This is a genomic window from Sphingorhabdus sp. EL138, assembly GCF_945882965.1.
Lineage (GTDB): Bacteria > Pseudomonadota > Alphaproteobacteria > Sphingomonadales > Sphingomonadaceae > Sphingorhabdus_B.
This window is the reverse complement of the sequence record NZ_CAMCWY010000009.1, coordinates 1-16,115: the sequence shown is the minus strand read 5'-3', so window position 1 is coordinate 16,115 and position 16,115 is coordinate 1. Positions and strand designations below refer to the sequence as shown.

Here is a 16,115-nt window from a genome sequence, read left to right as displayed (position 1 = left end):
GGCCCACTTAAATCAGTCTTCGAGAACTTTTTTTACCAAGGTCAAATTTACGGGCGCATTTTCCGAGAGCGCCATGGCGTTTGCGGATCGCGCAAATTTTTCAATGGCAACATAGCTGCGTTCGATACGCCGCTTCACATAGCTTAAGACATCGATGCTAATCGCTGCGCCTCGGTCGGAAAGCTGTTTTTGCAGTAATTGTTCAATCATCTCGTCATCCGGCGGCGCGATTTCGAGCAACATTGCCGCGCCTAATCGCGACTGCAAATCGGGCAGTGCAACACTCCATTCCGCAGGTTGCCAACGCGATATCAGCAATAACGGCACGCCGCTTTCTTGCGAACGGTTCCACGCATTGAAAATTGTTTCGTCAGCGCTCGCCTCGGCTTCATCAATGACGGTGCCATTCTTTCCCGAGAAATAGCGCGCCATCAGTGTTTTTCCGGAGCGCGCCGGCCCTGTAAGAATTGCACAGCCCTTTGCCCAGGCCGCCGCACTGGACAGCCCGGCAAAGGCCGCTGCGTTTGATTCCGTGATGATGAGGCTGGACGACGCGCCACTGCGCAACTCGTCCAAGGGCAAGGCAATTTGACGCATCGACCCGCTAAATGCCCTTATGGCCGGGGTTGAGGCGCGGAAGGAAGCTGCGACTCTGGCACGATGGATTTGACAACGTCGTCAAGCGATGGCGCGGCCGGTTCCTGCAATGGTGTGCCAGTTTCATTTAAAGCCGCGGTGTCTTCGACTTCGCTCTCCAAATCCTCGCCCTCGACCACGTCGGGTTCTAGGACCAAAGATGCATCAGCCCGCAGGCGTCCCGAGGAGAGGGCCGATTGGAACAATTGATCCATCCGCAATACGGCTTGATCCATCATCGCAGGAATGCCCGCGCTATTCGATGTGCGCAGCGTGAATGCACCCAGAAACTTGTTATCCGGACCATAACGCGCCGAGAAACGTCCTATGACTGGACCACCGGGCCATTGCCGTTCAATCCGCGCGATGGGAATGATAACGTCCGCCGCACCGAACTGGTCAAGGATCGTGCGCCACCAAATGCGGCTGCGGCGTTCCGCTTGGCCAGCATTCAACAAAAGCGACTCGCCGCCTGCCCCGCTTGGGCGAACATAATCGATCGTGCTGTCTGCGGTACGAAATTTGGCCCAGCTCCGTTGCCATGATGTGCGCTGTTCAAACACGGTGGGTGCACCTGCAGAGTAAGTGACGGGCAACAACATCAAAGGCGCAGAACGCCTTGCAACACTGCTGACGCCCAGCAACTGACCCGCGCGCGCACGGTCAAACAAGACGCCCAGTTTTGCAACATAACGACGTGGACCAATTTGTTCCTGTTCCACCACAATGGCGGCAGTGATGCCGTCCAATGTCGAATCGGACAGACCGGCCCCTGCTTCATTATGGGTTTTGCGCCACAATGCCGCCCAAGCGATACGCTGCGCCTGCTCCCACCCCTTTTTTCGTGCTTCAAAGGCGTTGTCGCCAACCACGTTGACCGAAACGCCCGTAACTTCAAAGTCGCCGGCGCTCGCAATCGGCGCAATACCGCGCTTTGGCCCGTCAATCTGCGCAACCACGATGCCGCCGCCAACCAGCGCCAAAGGCAAGCCGATCGCTGATATGCGGAACCAATTCTTGCGCAAATTTGTCATCTCCGCACCTTTAGGCGACATAGACGTGGAATTCCAAGCCTGTTCTCGCTAACGGCGACAAATGGACGCAAAAGATCACAGCTCAGAATCCTACACTTATGCCAAGGCGGGTGTTTCCATCGAAACTGGCAATGCCCTGGTACGCGCCATTGCGCCGCTGGCCAAAGCAACGCGTCGTGCAGGTGCCGACGCCGACCTTGGCGGATTTGCCGGGTTCTTCGATTTGAAAGCGGCAGGGTTTCATGACCCGTTACTGGTCGCGGCCAATGACGGTGTGGGCACAAAGCTGAAGCTAGCAATAGAGTCCGGACGGCATGAAGGCGTCGGCATCGACCTCGTTGCGATGTGCGCAAATGACCTGATCGTGCAAGGCGCAGAGCCGTTGTTTTTCCTTGATTATTATGCGACCGGCAAGCTGGACAATGCTATAGCGACGTCAGTCGTGGCCAGCATCGCTGAGGGCTGCAAACTGGCTGGATGCGCGCTGATCGGCGGCGAGACCGCGGAAATGCCCGGGATGTATTACGACGGCGATTATGACCTTGCTGGCTTTTGTGTCGGCGCAGTGGAGCGCGACCAAGTCCTGACCGCCGACAAAATTGAGGCGGGCGATGTCATCTTGGGCCTCGCGTCTTCGGGCGTGCATTCCAACGGCTTTTCCTTGGTGCGCAGGCTTGCGGCGGACAAGCGCTGGAAGCTTGATCGTCCCGCTCTGTTCGACCAGAATGTCATCCTGATCGACGCGCTGATGGCGCCCACACGGATCTATGTGAAGTCCTTGCTGCCACTGGTGCGCACTGGGAAAATCCACGCAATGGCGCATATCACGGGCGGCGGTTTGCTTGAGAATATTCCGCGTATTTTGCCAGTTGGACTTCACGCGCATGTCAACGCGGACGCTTGGATGCAACCGCACCTGATGGCGTTTTTGCAGGCACAGGGCAATATTGAGCCAGAGGAAATGGCGCGCACATTTAACTGTGGCGTCGGCATGGCTGTTGTTGTGGCGCAGGCGGATGTAGCGGATGTGACAGCTACCCTGGAGGCCGCTGGTGAGACGGTGTTCAACATCGGTCACATTGCAGATGGCGACAAAGGCTGCACCGTCACGGGCTCTGTCGAAACATGGAGCGCGAAATCTGATTGGACTGCGACTTATGTGGGCTAAACTGCCTTTATCCCCCTCCCGCCTGTGGGAGGGGAGTGCAAATGAAAGCTAAAGTCGCCGTCCTAATCTCCGGCGCGGGCACCAATATGGCCGCCTTGTTGTTCGCCTCTAAATTGCCAAGCTGCCCCTATGAAATCATTCTGGTCGCCAGCAACAACCCAGATGCAGAAGGACTAAAAATCGCCGCAACAGAGGGCATTCCAACCTTTGTGGTGTCACATATCGGCCTTGACCGTGCCGCGCATGACGCGCTCATGCACGACGCGATCATCGAGGCAGGCGCGGCCTATATCGCTTTGGCGGGGTATATGCGGATATTGTCCACAGAATTCGTCGCAAAATGGTATGGGCGCATGCTCAATATCCACCCGTCTTTGCTGCCGAAATATAAGGGGCTACATACACATCAAAGGGCCATACAGGCCAAAGACACAGTCGCGGGGACCAGCGTGCATTTGGTCACGGCGGAATTGGACGATGGCCCCGTGCTTGGCCAAATCGAGGTGGCGATTTTGCCCGGCGACACCGCAGATACGCTCGCCGACCGCGTTAAAATGGCGGAGTATCAATTATACCCCAAGACGCTGGCCAATTTTGTCGCGCGCGATACCAACCCGGAATATCTGACGGCGCAAGTCCGTACCCTTGCCCTCGCCCAACCTGAAGCCGACGAAGTATCATCCCATGGCATGCCGTGCTTCGGCATCGTTGGTGGCAAGAAATTCGCTTATGTGTCTATCGACCATCACGGCGACGGCAAAACCGCGCTATTGGTGAAAATCAGCGGTGCGGAGGAGCAAGCTATGCTGATCGACAGCAACGCGGAGCGTTATTATCGCCCTGCCTATTTCGGGGATGGGTGGGTCGGCATCCGGCTAGACCTTGGCGACACCGATTGGGACCATATCGGCGACTGGATCGCCAAAAGCTGGCGCGCGGTGGCACCGAAGAAGCTGACTAGGTTCATGGACTTAGCCAATGAATTCTAACGCTACCACCGGATTTATTGCCATTTATCGGTGGCGTGTGGCTCCTGAACATGAGGCAGATTTTCGAAATCGCTGGCGCGATTTAACGCGCCAAGGCTCCGAGTATGGGTCTTTTGGCTCATGCCTTGGTCGTGGTGCAAATGAAGAATTAGTCGCAGTTGCGCTTTGGCCTTCGGAATCTGCACGCGAAAAAGCGTTTCGCTCCATGTCGGCAGACGGCCCTTGGCCGCCTGCCGAGCGGGTCAGTGAAGATAAACTGCACGTACTCGACGATTTATGGAAAAAATCGCCTTTTCGAGGATAAATTACCCAACAATCTCTTCAGGCTTGAAGAAATAGGCGATTTCGATGGCGGCGTTTTCATAGCTGTCCGAACCATGCACGGTGTTGGCTTCGATGCTTTCGGCGAGTTCCTTGCGGATGGTGCCGGGTTCGGCATTTTCAGGGTTGGTCGCGCCCATGATGTCGCGGTTGCGCTGCATGGCGTTATCGCCTTCAAGCACTTGCACGACGACTGGTCCGCTGATCATGAATTCAACGAGCTCGCCAAAGAAGGGACGCTCTTTGTGCACAGCATAAAAGCCTTCGGCTTGTTCGCGCGACATGTGGATGCGCTTTGAAGCCACAATGCGCAGGCCAGCTTCTTCAAGCATTTTGGTCACGGCACCTGTCAGGTTGCGGCGTGTTGCGTCGGGCTTAATGATCGAAAATGTGCGCGTAACCGCCATGAGATGCTCCAAAAATATAGGGGTGAATTTGGCGCGCGTCTAACGACGCTTGGCCTTTTTTGCAAGCTTTATGGGCCTTGCACCCATTTGCCGCCATCCTGTTTCCAGTAACGCCGTTCTACACCATCGCTTAAGCTGCGCCATGCCGCGCGTGCGTTGTCGATATGGCTGGGCGGAAAGAGATAAAAAATGCGATCGAACTCTTTTTCAATCGGACGCCAATTTCCATCGGCAACGGCAACAAAACGCGCTTTATTTGCAGCGTCGGTATTATCCGACAGCAATATGGGTTGCAGGGCATCCTCCCCCTCGCCTGCTTTGGCATGCGCGAGAAAGCTGTTCGCCTTTGCCGTCCAAAGCGCGGACGATATGGCGTCCAATTGCAGGCTGTCGTCACTGACGATCAATAACCGCCCGCCATCGTCCAATATACGCTGGGCAATGACTGAGAGTATTTTTTCAGCAGGATCGCGGGTGAGCTGGTAGAAATCGACCTGCATGATGCGGCTACATCAGCCTTCGAAATTGTCGGCGACGAAGCGATCAAGCAAACGCACGCCATATCCGGTTGCGCCCTTGTCCCATACCGTACCCGGCTTGTCGGCCCACACTGTCCCGGCAATATCAAGATGCGCCCATTTCACGCCGTCCTTAATAAAGCGGCCCAAGAATTGCGCGGCGGTAATGGAGCCTGCGCCTTTCCCGCCGATATTCTTCATATCGGCAATCGGGCTGTCGATCATCTTGTCATAAGCCTTCGACAAGGGGAAACGCCATAAAGGGTCACCTGATGCCTTACCCGCCGCCGTGAGCTTATCGGCAAGTTCATCACTGTTCGAGAATAGCCCTGCATATTCACTGCCAAGCGACACAATGATCGCGCCTGTCAGTGTCGCCAAATCGACGATATATTCTGGGTTATAATTCTCCTGTACCCAATGGAGCGCGTCGCACAATACAAGGCGGCCTTCTGCGTCGGTGTTCAGCACCTCAATCGTTTGGCCCGACATTGACGTAACGACATCACCGGGACGTTGCGCATTACCGTCCGGCATATTCTCCACAAGGCCGCAGACGCCCACGACATACGCCTTAGCCTTGCGTCCCGCCAATGCCTTCATGGCACCTGCGACCGCGCCCGCACCGCCCATATCCCATTTCATATCTTCCATGCCTGCCGCTGGCTTGATGGAGATACCACCTGTATCGAACGTCACACCCTTGCCGACCAAAGCGACTGGCCGCTGCTGGGCGCCGCCAGTGCCGTCCCATTTCATTACCAGCAGGCGCGCAGGGCGACGAGAGCCTTGCGCCACGCCCAACAGCGCCCCCATGCCAAGCGCTGCCATATCCTGATCATCTAGGACGCTAATTTCCACGCCCAGTTCTTTTAAATGCTGGCAACGCTCAACAAAGCTTTCGGGATAAATGATATTTGCAGGTTCAGTTACCAATTCCTTAGTCAAGGCAACGCCTTCGGCCACTGCATGGTAACTTGTCCAGTGTGCGCTGGCCTGTGCAGGCGCAGCAACGACGGTGAACGATTCCACGGTCGGCTTTGACGTTTCGGGCAATTTGGTGCGATATTTGTCCATCCGCCAGTTGCGCAGCGTTGCGCCAAAAGCAACCTCTGCTGCGTGTTGCGCGGTCAAATTAGCCCCATGAACGGCAATGTGCTTTGCGCCCGATGTCTGCACCTTGGCGATAATGTCGCCGCCAACTTTCTGGTAATCAGCCGCCTCACCTTCCGCCACACCAAGCAGAACAATACGCACCAACTTGCCGTCTTGTTCGTTGATAAACAGAAAATTTTGTCCAGCAGCACCCTCAAACCGTGCAAGCTTTGCGGTTGCTTGAATAATGTCCGTTTTTTCCAAGAGAAACTCGAAATCGGCAAAAGTACTTTTGGTAACGATAAATGCGAGCACGTCGGCATCTTGGGGGCGCGCATCGTTAAAATTGATGATCATGGAAATGAACAGCCTTTCCGCTGGGTGTCATGTTTAACTTTTCTATAGGCCTATTATCCGTTCCGATTAAAGCAAAAGATGGTATCAATGTGCCAGCGCTTTAACCCAAATATTGCCATGCACGGCAACATGGGTGGACCCACGGCAATAGCGGCGATAAAGGGCATATCGGTTTTTATGATTATTTCTGCCCCTCGGCCTACCCCTTTTCGTGCTTTGCTTATGCCGATATTGCTCGGATGCAGCGCGTTGCCGGCAGTCGCGATGGCTCAAACCGCAGCATCAGCCGAAAAAACACAACAGACCAGCGACCAGATCGGGTTTTCCGCTGCGGTTGTCGAATTTGACTCGAATACCGAAATTGTAACGGCCAGAGGCGACGTAATTGCAAATCGCGAAGGTTATTTCGTGCGCGCAGATACCATCCTTTGGAACCGCACGACGGGCCAAGTTGTGGCCGAGGGAAATATCCGGACGGTCGGACCAGAAGGCGACGTGGCTTATGGCGACAAAGTCGAGCTTACAGACGCCCTAAAAGACGGCGTTATCAACAATATGCTGGTGGTACTCGCCGACAAGAGCCGCCTCGCCGCCAATCGTGGTGCACGCACAGATGGCGTCTACACGCTAAACTATGCAGCTTACACGGCGTGTGCGGTGAAAACCGCAGATGGCTGCCCGAAAAAGCCAAGCTGGGAGGTAAAGGCCGTCAAAGTCGTCTATGACCCCGCCAAGAAACGTGTTCATTACGAAGGCGCGCGTATTGAGCTCTTTGGTTTACCCATCATACCATTACCGCTATTATCGCACCCTGTCGGTATAAAAGCGGGCAGCGGCTTTCTCGTTCCAAGCATCGGTTTCTCGCGCAACAACGGCGTTGAGCTGGAGCAATCTTATTATTGGCGCATTTCCCAAAATCGGGATTTAACCGGATCAGTCACGGCATTTTCCGATGCGGCACCTTTGGGCCGCGTAAATTTTCGGTCATTGGAAAAATATGGCGCGGTCGACCTGACGGCATATGGCACATATAGCGACCGCATTAGTACGAGCGGCGTTGTAAGCGCTGTTGGGTCAAATGTGTTTCGGGGATATCTGGAGGGCGCTGGCCGGTTTCAATTCGACCCATATTGGTCATTTTCCGCATCCGGCCGCTATGCATCTGACCGAACATTCCTTCGGCGCTATGACATAAGCCGCGACGACAGGCTGCGTTCGACTTTTTCGGCGGAGCGCATCGGGGACAAAAGCTATTTTTCCTTGGCAGGCTGGGCTGTGCAGACCTTGCGTACAGGCGACCCGCAAGGGCTTGCGCCCATCGCGCTGCCCGAAATAGATTACCGCTTGCGTATGAATGCCCCAGTGGTTGGGGGAACTTTGCAGCTTCAGGCCAACAGCCTAGCCATTGCCCGCACGGAGGGGCAAGACACGCAACGGGCCTTTGCTTCTGCCAAGTGGGACTTGCGGACCATTACTGGCCTTGGTCAAGAAGTGAGCTTTAATATGCTTGCACGTGGAGATGTCTATCACAGCAACGATAATGCAAGCACGCTTACCGCAATTTACCGCGGTGAAACCGGCTGGCAAACGCGCGGCATATTTGCAGCGGCAGCAGACGTTAAATGGCCTTTTGTAGGACAGGCCTTTGGCGGTACGCAGATTTTCACGCCGCGCGTTCAGGTCGTGGCAGCGCCGGCCATTAGCAATCTAAAGATTCCAAACGAAGATTCGCGGGCTGTCGACCTTGAGGATAGCAATCTTTTCGCGTTGAACCGGTTTCCAGGCTATGACAGGTTTGAAGATGATTATCGCATAACCTATGGCTTTGACTGGGCCTTGCGGAAGACTAATTTTACGGCAGTTGTCAATTTGGGCCAAAGCTACCGCCTATCCAACCAGGCTTCGATTTTCCCCGACGGAACAGGACTTTCGGATAAAGCATCAGACATTGTTGGCCGTTCAGAATTTCAATACAAAAATATCTTAAAACTAACGCACCGTTTCAGATTGGATAAGGACAATTTGTCCATCCGGCGTAACGAAGTCGACGCCACTGTCGGCTCGCGCGGAACCTATTTGCAGGCGGGCTACCTTAAGTTGAACCGCAACATTGGTCCGACGCTAGAAGATTTGAAGGACCGCGAAGAAATTCGTCTCGCTGGGCGTGTCCGTGTGGCGCGCTACTGGTCGGTTTTTGGATCGACCATTCTTGACCTTACCGATGCCAAGGAAGACCCTACAATCCTCTCAGATGGTTTCGATCCCATCCGGCATAGGCTTGGCATCTCCTATGATGACGACTGCTTATCATTAAGCCTGACGTGGCGGCGCGACTATCAGCCTGTGGGCGATTCCCAGAGCGGCAACAGCTTCCTGTTCCGTCTGGCATTTCGCAATCTGGGTGTGTAAGGCGTCGTTAAGAAATATTCTGACGGGTTTCTGGCCGCTCATCTGCTGTTCAGCAGGCGTTGGCTATTTGGCCGTCTGAAGATGATACTGTATTGGATCAATATCAATGAAGTTATTCACGCGCCTGTCCTTAGCTGCCTTGCTCGTTTCTGCCTCGGCACTAACACCTTTAATTGCGCAAGCGGCCTCCGATACTATCGCCCCGGAGTCCAATTTGAATATACCCGAGGGACAGCAGCTGTTCGGCAAAAACGACCCCAATGTGCGTCGTGCAACTGCGCAAGTGAATGGTGAAATCATCACAGGCACGGACATTGATCACCGCCTTGCGCTCATCGTCGCCGCAAATGACAACAAATTACCGCCAGAAGAACTCGCCCGTTTTCGCGCACAAATCCTGACCAATTTGATCGATGAAACACTGCAGATCCAAGAGGCGGCGGCCAATGAAATCGAAGTCACTGAGGCTGAAGTAAACCAATATTTCGACCGTGTTGCGCAACAGAACTTCAACCGCCCAGCAAATGAGGTTGAAAAATATCTGGCCTCCATTGGTGCGTCGATCGCAACACTCAAGCGCCAAATTAAGGGCGAACTTTCGTGGAGCCGACTGCTTTCGCGCAATGTACGTCCCTCTGCGAATGTAAGCGACGACGAAGTTAACGCTATCATTGAACGCATTAAGGCAACCAAGGGCACGACTGAATATCGCTTGGGCGAAATTTACCTGGCGGCGACGCCTGAAACCTTGCCGGCTGTGCAGGAAAGCGTTGGAAAAGTAATCGATCAATTGCGCCAAGGCGGCAACTTTGTAGCTTATGCGCGGCAGTTTTCTGAAGCATCTACTGCGTCCGTCGGTGGTGACCTGGGTTGGTTGTCACTCGCGCAATTGCCACAATCGCTGGCCACGGCAGCAGCAAGTATGAACAGTAACGAGGTTAAAGCCGTGGCATCGCCTGGCGGTATCTCTATCCTGTTGCTGATCGATAAACGTCAGGTGGCTACCTCTGATCCACGAGACTCCGTGTTAAGCTTGAAGCAAATTGCAATCAACTTTCCTAAGGGCACAACTGAAGCGCAGGTGACACCATTGATCAATAGATTCAGCGAGGAAACGCAACAAATCTCCGGCTGCGGTGTCGCGGACGAGATGGCGCGCAAACTTGGCGCCGATGTGGTTAACCGAGACGGTATCAAAATCCGCGAGTTACCCGCTCCTTTGCAGCAGGTTATGCTTGATTTAAAAGTTGGCCAATCAACGCCGCCTTATGGTTCTTTGGACGATGGCGTTCGCGTATTCGTCCTGTGTGGTCGCGACGCACCACAAGAGGCCGCATCCGAGAGTTTTGACGAAATCATGTCGCGATTGGAAGAAGAGCGCGTAAACAAGCGCGCCCGCATTTACCTGCGCGATTTACGCCGCGACGCTGTTATTGAATATAACTGATGCCGACGGGCCGACTGGAACTGCCGCTGGCCGTTTCGGTCGGTGATCCGGCTGGTATCGGGCCGGAAATAATTGGAAAAGCATGGGAGGCCCGCAACGCTTCTGGCTTGGCGCCTTTCTTTGCCATTGGTGACATTGGAAGTTTCGCGCCGCATTGGCACGGACCGGTTGTCCGCATTGAAGACCCGGCAGATACCTTCAAGCATTTCGACACAGCCCTGCCTGTGATTCAACTGCACAACTGCCTTTCGGTCGTACCAGGCATCCCGGACTTGGACGGCGCGCATTGTGCGTATCAGGCGTTGGAAATGGCGATTGGCTTTGTCCGGGCGGGGAGTGCCGCCGCTTTGGTCACTGGTCCTGTTTCCAAATCGCAGCTTTATGCCGTTGGGTTTACGCACCCCGGCCAGACCGAATTCATTGCCGAACGCTGCGGCGTAGCGAAGAATAATGCGGTCATGATGCTCGCTGGCCCGGACCTGCGCGTGGTCCCGATGACGACGCATATTCCGCTTGCCGAAGTAGCGGCAAAGCTGGACGGAGGGTTGATCCGTCAACGCCTGCGCGCCACGGCAAAGGGCTTGCAGCGCAATTTTGGTATTGAAAATCCGCGGCTCGCGGTCGCTGGTTTCAACCCCCATGCCGGGGAATCGGGGAATATGGGACGCGAAGAGCTGGAAATATTTGAACCCGCCATTGCACAGATCAGGAGCGAAGGATTCAACGTCATTGGCCCTCTGCCCGCCGACACGATGTTTCATGCCGAGGCACGGGCGCAATATGACGCCGCCTTGTGCGCGTATCATGACCAAGCACTTATTCCGTTAAAAACACTGTATTTCCACGATGCCGTAAACATAACTCTTGGGTTGCCCGTGGTCAGGACATCGCCGGACCATGGCACAGCTTTTGATATAGCTGGCCAAAATAAGGCGCTGCCATATTCCATGATAGCAGCAATCAAAATGGCGGAGTCAGCGGCATTATACCGCCTTGCTGCCGCCGATGCTGGTTGATGACGGTTTCACTGCCCCCGCTTAGGGAAGTCATTGCCCGCCATGGCCTGTCCGCCAGCAAGGCGCTTGGCCAAAACTTCCTTTTCGATGAAAAGCTGCTTGATCGTATCGCCGCGATTCCCGGCCCATTGGCGGGCGAAGTGGTGTATGAGGTGGGCCCCGGCCCTGGTGGCCTCACACGCGCGCTGTTACGCGCCGGCGCACATGTTGTTGCCGTAGAGCGCGACCATCGCTGCTTACCAGCGCTCGCCGAGCTGGCTGAGGCATTTCCCGGCCAATTGCGCGTGATTGAAGGCGATGCCCTGAAGATCAATCCTTTTACCGAAATCGGCGCACCATTTCACATCGTTTCCAACCTGCCCTATAATGTGGGCACGGCGCTGGCGGTTGGCTGGCTTGGCGGCAATGCATGGCCACCAACATGGAAAAGCCTGACGCTTATGTTCCAGCGCGAAGTTGCTGACAGGATAGTATCCTCTCCTGGCACCGGCGCTTTTGGCCGCTTGGCCATATTGGCGCAGTGGCGCTCGAATGCGGCAATTGCAATGCCAGTCCATCGCTCCGCTTTTACCCCGCCGCCAAAGGTGATGTCCGCCGTAGTGCACATCACGCCCAAGGAAGCGGCAAACGGAGTTAAAATGTCCGTGTTGGAAAATCTGACGGGTGCCGCCTTCGGGCAGAGGCGCAAAATGCTCCGGCAAAGTCTCAAAGGCGTTCCCGGCGCTTTGGAGGCACTCCACAGAACCGGCATTGCCGAAGACCGTCGTCCTGAAACCTTAAGCATTGCTGAATGGTGCGGGCTTGCACGAGAGGTTGGATAACCCAAACACGCTAGGGGTGGTCCTTTTAACCGACCAAAGCTAAGATCATGTGATGCATACACTCACCGACAACGAACGACAGGTTCTTGAAACGATACAACAGCAGTCCATGCTTGACGAGGTGCAAAGCTGGTCTGCGGTAAACAGCGGTTCCGGCAATCTTGATGGCTTGGCGACGACCGCAAAAATGTTGGCCGATGCGTTTTCAGTTCTTCCTGGCGAAGTTGCCTTGGTTAACCCCGAACCGGTCGACCGCGTGCTGGCCGACGGATCCATCAAAGCTGCTGCGCATGGCCAACATCTTTTGGTCACAGTGCGCCCTGATGCGCCAACACAATTGTTGTTTACAGGCCATATGGACACGGTTTTTCCTGCGGACCATGAATTTCAGAAGCTGCGCTGGTTGGATGACGGGGTGCTCAATGGACCCGGGGTTGCCGACATGAAAGGCGGCGTTTCCGTCCTGCTCGCTGCGTTGCGCGCGGTTGAACTTTCGGCAAGCATCTCGCGTACGGGGTATCAAATCCTTATCAACAGCGATGAGGAAGTTGGCTCACCTTCATCAGCAAAGCTTATTGCCGAACTTGCGCGGAACAAGTTGGCGGCGTTGACCTATGAACCTGCACTGCCCGACGGAACGCTGGCCGGGGCACGTGGCGGGAGTGGTAATTTCTCGGTTATTTTTTCAGGGTTGTCAGCGCATGCCGGGCGCAACCCCGATGTTGGCCGCAATGCTGTATTGGCGGCGGCGGATCTCGCGCTTCGGCTCAAGCGGCTCTCGCGCGAAGGGCTATCGGTTAACCCAGCCAAAATTGACGGTGGCGGTCCAAATAATGTAGTGCCCGATCACGCAATACTGCGCGTTAACTTCCGGCCACGCACCCCGGAGATCGTGACACAAACCGAGGCAGATTTGCGCCGGATCATCGCCGACATCGAACGCGAACATGACGTGCGTGCCCATCTGCATGGCAGTTTTGGCCGCCCACCCAAGCCAATCGACGACAGGGCCGCCAAGCTATTTGCCCTTGTAAAGCAAACTGGCGCTGATCTTGGCCTATCCATCGCGTGGCGTTCAAGCGGCGGCGTGTGTGATGGTAATAACATCGCGGCGTGCGGCGTCCCGGTCGTCGATACGATGGGCGTTCGCGGTGGTAACATTCACAGCAACGATGAATTCCTCATCGTCGAAAGCCTAACCGAGCGCGCGCAATTGTCCGCACTAACCATTATGCGTTTATCAGAAAAAGGCGCATTATGACTTTCCTGATCCGTCCGGCGAATATAGGTGATTTACAACCCATTTACGAAATGGCGAAACGCACTGGCGGTGGTTTCACCAACTTGCCACCGGACAAGGAGGCGCTGTCCGCAAAGCTGGAACGGTCTGCCGCTGGATTTGACCGTGTGGGGGATGATGTTGCCGACGACCTATATGTGTTCGTGCTGCAGAACAGTCTCACCGGCGAGGTGCGCGGCACCTGCCAAATCTTTGGCAAGGTGGGACAGACATGGCCATTTTACAGCTATCGCATTGGCGCGTTAACTCAGCATAGCGTGGAATTGGAACGCACATTCCGTGCGGACATCTTAAACCTCTCGACCGATTTGGAGGGCACCACGGAAGTCGGCGGTTTGTTCCTGCACCCCGGCGAACGCGCTGGCGGGCTTGGCCTGTTGATTGCGCGCAGCCGTTATCTTTTCATTCGCAATCACCGCCAAAGGTTCGCGGACAGAACTATTGCCGAGTTGCGCGGCGTGATCGACGAGGCCGGCGGCTCTCCTTTCTGGGATGGCGTGGCCAGACGCTTTTTCGGGATGACCTTTCAAGAGGCGGACGAATTCAACGCGAAATTCGGCAACCAATTCATCGCTGACCTCATGCCTAAGCACCCCGTATATATCGCCATGCTTCCGGAAAACGCAAAAACCGTTATTGGCGTGCCGCACCCTTCTGGCCGTGCGGCCATGCGTATGCTGGAGAATGAAGGTTTCGGGTGGGAAAATTATATCGACATTTTTGACGGTGGCCCAACCATGAACGCCCGCACTGACCAGATCCGGAGTATCCGGGAGGCAAAGGATGTGACGATAACAAAGATAAGCCACTTCGTACACGAGCAGAAGAGCGACCAAAAGAAGTTGCTTACAATAGGGCGCTTGCACGCATTTAAGGCCGCTTATGGCTGGATTGATGATCGCGGCGATGACGTCATAATCGACTGCGAATGTGCGCGGGCGCTGAATATTTCGGTTGGCGATGAAGTGACTTATGTGGAGCGGTGGTAATGACTTTGGTCGAAATCAATTTTGACGGAATCATAGGTCCAAGCCATAATTATGCCGGGCTAAGCCTTGGCAATTTGGCATCGTCAAACAACGCTGGCGCGGCATCTTATCCCAGAGCCGCGGCGTTGCAGGGCATTGAGAAGATGCGCGCCAACATTGGCCTTGGTCTGGCGCAAGGGTTTTTCATGCCGCTTGATCGGCCAAACCAGAACTGGCTCACCGGACTTGCAACCGACATGCAATCGGCCGAGCCACATATCCGCGCAGCCGCTTTTTCGGCTTCTGCGATGTGGGCGGCCAATGCGGCGACTGTTTCGCCCGGGCCAGACACGGCGGACGGCAAATGCCATCTGTCGGCGGCAAATCTGCTCACCATGGCGCACCGAAGCCATGAGTGGACAGGGACGCTGGCGCAGTTGCAATTGGCCTTTGCTAATGAACGGCATTTTGCGGTGCATGGCCCGGTTCCAGCGCCGTTTGGCGACGAAGGTGCGGCCAATTTCATGCGCTTATGCGCATCGCATGATGCAGCGGGTGTCGAAATATTTGTCTATGGAAAAACCGGCGGCCCCTTCCCTGCGCGGCAGCATATTGAGGCGTCAAAGGCCATAGCGCGCGCGCACCGGCTTGACCCGGCTAAAACTTTATTCGTGCAGCAATCCGAAGCTGCCATCGCCGCTGGCGCGTTTCATAATGATGTTGTCGCCGTAGCAAATGAACGCGTGCTTTTCACGCATGAGCACGCGTTCGAGCACCCAGAACAGACCTATGCCGATGTTAAACGGCTTATGCCTGAGGCAGAGGTCATCATCGTTCCAGCGGACCGCGTTAGCCTCGCAGACGCCATTCAAAGCTATGTGTTCAATGCGCAGTTGGTCACCTTGCCTGACGGCGGCATGGCGCTTATTTTACCCAACGAAGCGCAAGAAAATGCGCGGGTTTGGGGCTGGCTGACCGAAATGATCGACGGCAATGGCCCCATCCGCAAGCTTGTACCTGTGGACGTGCGCCAATCGATGGCAAATGGCGGCGGCCCAGCCTGCTTGCGCCTGCGCGTTGTTGCCGATCCTGCGACGGTTGACCCACGCTTTATCGCCGATGCGGCAAAGTTGGACGTGATCGCCGAAGTCGTTGCCACGCATTGGCCCGAAACCATCACGCCGGACCAGCTTGGCGACCCCGATTTGCTAGATAAAGTCCGGTTGGCGCGGTTGGTGTTGCTGGAGGCCACCGATCTCGTTGCGCTCGCCTGACGGCCAAGATCTTTAACAACGCGCCGCGGCTTGGACCATTTAGGCCAGAGCATCGCTGCCCCTTGCATTGATGGAGAGGTGGGGGCTTCTGTTGCCCGGCACGCGCATATTAAAAGGGTCCCGGGATTCTGTTGCTCGGCTCCCGGGGGCCGCAGTAACCTTTCTGTTGCCCGGCAGGTTCGGCCGCGTTCTTTTAGTGTAAATTCAGACCGTGAGGCCCAAAATTACGCTGCGAGAGCAAGTGCTGAGTTATCGTTTGCACCTATTGGTTATGAACCATTTCACGGCTTATTCATGCCGGGCAAAAACAATGCTTTTCAACGCACGTCGATCCTAGTTCAGCCCCTCCAAGACC

At 55.3% G+C, this 16,115-nt stretch carries 15 protein-coding genes and 1 other RNA gene; 10 read left to right on the top strand and 6 right to left on the bottom strand.

What is annotated here, in order from left to right; all coding sequences use genetic code 11:
• Positions 1 to 12 precede the first annotated feature (12 nt).
• On the bottom strand, positions 13 to 597 hold the full coding sequence (locus tag Q0N43_RS05375; protein WP_295443619.1) for a DnaA/Hda family protein: 585 nt from the start codon (positions 595 to 597) through the stop codon (positions 13 to 15).
• Between the two features lie 17 nt (positions 598 to 614).
• Positions 615 to 1,691, bottom strand: coding sequence for a heavy-metal-associated domain-containing protein (locus tag Q0N43_RS05370; protein WP_295443617.1), 1,077 nt, complete (start codon positions 1,689 to 1,691; stop codon positions 615 to 617).
• 40 nt (positions 1,692 to 1,731) lie between these two features.
• On the opposite strand from Q0N43_RS05370, the gene purM reads away from it, so the two are divergent.
• Genes purM through Q0N43_RS05355 form a run of 3 tightly spaced genes read left to right on the top strand, consistent with a single transcriptional unit; the run spans position 1,732 to position 4,131 of the window.
• On the top strand, positions 1,732 to 2,838 hold the full coding sequence (gene purM, locus Q0N43_RS05365; protein ID WP_295443615.1) for a phosphoribosylformylglycinamidine cyclo-ligase: 1,107 nt from the start codon (positions 1,732 to 1,734) through the stop codon (positions 2,836 to 2,838).
• Positions 2,839 to 2,879: 41 nt separating this feature from the next.
• Positions 2,880 to 3,827: a phosphoribosylglycinamide formyltransferase gene (gene purN / locus Q0N43_RS05360; RefSeq protein ID WP_295443613.1), complete on the top strand. Its 948-nt coding sequence runs from the start codon at positions 2,880 to 2,882 to the stop codon at positions 3,825 to 3,827.
• Positions 3,817 to 4,131: a hypothetical protein gene (locus Q0N43_RS05355; protein WP_295443609.1), complete on the top strand. Its 315-nt coding sequence runs from the start codon at positions 3,817 to 3,819 to the stop codon at positions 4,129 to 4,131. Before purN ends, Q0N43_RS05355 begins: the two co-directional genes overlap by 11 nt.
• 1 nt (position 4,132) lies before the next feature.
• Here the strand turns inward: Q0N43_RS05355 and ndk are convergent, their stop codons facing one another.
• From ndk to Q0N43_RS05340, 3 genes are all read right to left on the bottom strand, one after another.
• Positions 4,133 to 4,555: a nucleoside-diphosphate kinase gene (ndk, locus tag Q0N43_RS05350; RefSeq protein WP_295443606.1), complete on the bottom strand. Its 423-nt coding sequence runs from the start codon at positions 4,553 to 4,555 to the stop codon at positions 4,133 to 4,135.
• A gap of 68 nt (positions 4,556 to 4,623) precedes the next feature.
• Entirely contained in the window at positions 4,624 to 5,055 is a 432-nt protein-coding gene (locus Q0N43_RS05345) for a DNA polymerase III subunit chi (RefSeq protein WP_295443603.1), read from the bottom strand.
• Between the two features lie 12 nt (positions 5,056 to 5,067).
• The gene (locus tag Q0N43_RS05340; RefSeq protein ID WP_295443600.1) at positions 5,068 to 6,525 is read right to left on the bottom strand and encodes a leucyl aminopeptidase; all 1,458 of its coding nucleotides are present in this window, start codon (positions 6,523 to 6,525) and stop codon (positions 5,068 to 5,070) included.
• A 222-nt stretch (positions 6,526 to 6,747) separates the two neighbouring features.
• Between Q0N43_RS05340 and lptD the strand changes: the two genes are divergently transcribed.
• From lptD to Q0N43_RS05305, 7 genes are all read left to right on the top strand, one after another.
• Positions 6,748 to 8,934 (top strand): LPS assembly protein LptD, encoded by a 2,187-nt coding sequence (lptD, locus tag Q0N43_RS05335; RefSeq protein ID WP_295443598.1) that lies wholly within the window; start codon positions 6,748 to 6,750, stop codon positions 8,932 to 8,934.
• A 106-nt stretch (positions 8,935 to 9,040) separates the two neighbouring features.
• Complete coding sequence (locus Q0N43_RS05330; RefSeq protein WP_295443595.1) at positions 9,041 to 10,381, top strand: peptidylprolyl isomerase; 1,341 nt, start codon at positions 9,041 to 9,043, stop codon at positions 10,379 to 10,381.
• Positions 10,381 to 11,397: a 4-hydroxythreonine-4-phosphate dehydrogenase PdxA gene (pdxA, locus tag Q0N43_RS05325; RefSeq protein ID WP_295443592.1), complete on the top strand. Its 1,017-nt coding sequence runs from the start codon at positions 10,381 to 10,383 to the stop codon at positions 11,395 to 11,397. The genes Q0N43_RS05330 and pdxA overlap by 1 nt, the downstream gene beginning before the upstream one ends.
• On the top strand, positions 11,397 to 12,218 hold the full coding sequence (gene rsmA, locus Q0N43_RS05320; protein WP_295443589.1) for a 16S rRNA (adenine(1518)-N(6)/adenine(1519)-N(6))-dimethyltransferase RsmA: 822 nt from the start codon (positions 11,397 to 11,399) through the stop codon (positions 12,216 to 12,218). The genes pdxA and rsmA overlap by 1 nt, the downstream gene beginning before the upstream one ends.
• Before the next feature lie 52 nt (positions 12,219 to 12,270).
• Positions 12,271 to 13,479: a hydrolase gene (locus tag Q0N43_RS05315; protein ID WP_295443586.1), complete on the top strand. Its 1,209-nt coding sequence runs from the start codon at positions 12,271 to 12,273 to the stop codon at positions 13,477 to 13,479.
• Complete coding sequence (locus Q0N43_RS05310; protein WP_295443583.1) at positions 13,476 to 14,507, top strand: arginine N-succinyltransferase; 1,032 nt, start codon at positions 13,476 to 13,478, stop codon at positions 14,505 to 14,507. Before Q0N43_RS05315 ends, Q0N43_RS05310 begins: the two co-directional genes overlap by 4 nt.
• Positions 14,507 to 15,760: an N-succinylarginine dihydrolase gene (locus Q0N43_RS05305; protein ID WP_295443581.1), complete on the top strand. Its 1,254-nt coding sequence runs from the start codon at positions 14,507 to 14,509 to the stop codon at positions 15,758 to 15,760. The genes Q0N43_RS05310 and Q0N43_RS05305 overlap by 1 nt, the downstream gene beginning before the upstream one ends.
• 153 nt (positions 15,761 to 15,913) lie before the next feature.
• Here the strand turns inward: Q0N43_RS05305 and ssrA are convergent.
• Positions 15,914 to 16,115, bottom strand: a transfer-messenger RNA (tmRNA) gene (ssrA, locus tag Q0N43_RS05300); the annotation flags it as partial.